We start from the raw sequence: 1,717 nt of genomic DNA on the forward strand, positions 1-1,717 counted from the left end.
GAATTCGAAGCAATCATGACCACACCGGCCAGTCAGGCCGCGTGACCGAAACTGTCACCTGATCGTGCAGCAGACCCCACCGCCTGGGCACACCGAACATCCACCGCCGCTTGACACCTTACGCACCTGGGATGTCTAGACGGCCGCTAGGCGATCGACCGTAACGGCTTATTTGCCCTGTCCGGGGTACCGGTACAGCCGCTGATAAATCCAAGACTCGGAGCGGTCGAAGCTGCGGCTGATCGACATGGCGGTGATCGTCGGGTCGGCGGCCAGCAGGGCGCGCACCTGGTCGCACCACTGTTGCAGCGGGAGATCATCACCTAGCTGCCGCATCTCATCATCGGTCAGCAGCCGCCCTCGCTTCGCCGACAACGCCGCGCTCCGACGGACCCGACTCGCGGCCGGCCACTGAGACCTCGGCCGCATCTGTGCGCGCGCCCGATCCGGATTGCGTGACCGGTCCAGGTTCGCGACGTGCTCGTCGCGGTGCAACTCCCACGCCTGCGACATCTTCTGACGGATCTCGCCGGCAATCAGAACCGCGGTCAGCTCCAAACCGTGGCGAGCGCGATACTGAGCACCGGAAAGGCCATGGGTGCGCATCGCGTGAGTCGCCAGATGCAGGAACGCGCGGCCACATTCGTGGCAGACGAGATGGCCGTTCTCGTCGGTGGTGAGCTGGCCGAAGGCGCCGTGGCCATCACGATCTCCGACCCGCATAGCTGATCACTGTAGCCAGGCGCGAACCCGGAGGTTGATCACTAAATTATCCCGGCCGTCAGAGCGGCACTAAGTGACGATCGGCGCTGAGGCGGTAGAGCGGGTTTTGCGCCGCGGCGGAACGGGTTTTAGGCCGAGGGGAGTGACTGAGGCGCAGCCTTCGCCGGTCTAGGGTCAGGCCGTCGCGAGCTTGTTCGACTTGGTCCTGTTGCAACGCGATGTTGGCCAGTGTGCTTGAGGAGATTGTGGTGCCCCGTATCGGCGCAGGACGGCCCCGAACCCGCCCCGAAACGGTGATCGCCGACCGCGCCTACACCAGTGGGGTCACCCGGCGGATGCTGCGCAGTCGCAAGATCACCGCGGTCATCCCGCAAAAGCGGGACGAGATCGCCGCCCGCGCACGCCGCGGATCGGCCGGTGGCCGCCCCCCGGCCTTCGATGAAATCCCCTACAAGCAACGCAATCTCGTCGAACGAGCATTCGCCATGCTCAAGCAATGGCGCGCCCTATCCACTCGCTACGACAAGCTCACCATCGTCTATCGAGCCGCCGTTGTCCTCAGCGCCTGCATCACCTGGACCCGCCATTTAGGGGACATGCCCTAGCCACGGCGGCGGTCAGGGCTGCGCCGGAGCACAGCACCGCAATTATCCTGTGGAGCACAGCAGTTGGACCTTTTCGGTGGTGTCTGGCTTATCGGGTTCGCGTGTTGTTGCTCAACGAGCCAGGTTTGGTTGTCGGCGTTGCGGTCGCGCGTGGTGTGCGCTTTCGGTGTCGAGGGTATCCAGGCGCGCGGTGGCGCGGGCGATGGCCCAGCTCAGGGCGGCGGCCGCGCACCCGAACGCGAGGAACAGAGCGGATGTGGTCATCGCGGGGTGTCGTTTCGCCGTGGTGTTTGCGGCGCTGGCGGTCCGTCAAGGGGTCGCCTTAGTAACGGAACGAAACTGGTTGTTTTCGTGGTCGTTTGGCCGCGGCTTACGAATGACCTTTGCGC

At 64.7% G+C, this 1,717-nt stretch carries 3 protein-coding genes; 2 read left to right on the forward strand and 1 reads right to left on the reverse strand.

The genetic code is table 11. The annotated features are described in order from the left end of the window. Positions 1-168: 168 nt before the first annotated feature. Entirely contained in the window at positions 169-723 is a 555-nt protein-coding gene (locus AWC08_RS03010; RefSeq protein WP_085087356.1) for a MucR family transcriptional regulator, read from the reverse strand. Between the two features lie 230 nt (positions 724-953). Between AWC08_RS03010 and AWC08_RS03015 the strand changes: the two genes are divergently transcribed. Both AWC08_RS03015 and AWC08_RS37545 read left to right on the forward strand, forming a co-directional pair. Beyond that, positions 954-1,328, forward strand: coding sequence for a transposase (locus AWC08_RS03015; RefSeq protein ID WP_159459954.1), 375 nt, complete (start codon positions 954-956; stop codon positions 1,326-1,328). 190 nt (positions 1,329-1,518) lie between these two features. Then, on the forward strand, positions 1,519-1,717 hold a 199-nt coding region (locus AWC08_RS37545; RefSeq protein ID WP_218621734.1), incomplete at its 3' end, for a hypothetical protein.

It is taken from the genome of Mycobacterium gordonae (assembly GCF_002101675.1).
Lineage (GTDB): Bacteria > Actinomycetota > Actinomycetes > Mycobacteriales > Mycobacteriaceae > Mycobacterium > Mycobacterium gordonae.

Bases quoted from the DNA above. Each gene is read 5' to 3' on its own strand.
- AWC08_RS03010 (WP_085087356.1), bottom strand. From the start codon at position 723: ATGCGGGTCGGAGATCGTGATGGCCACGGCGCCTTCGGCCAGCTCACC.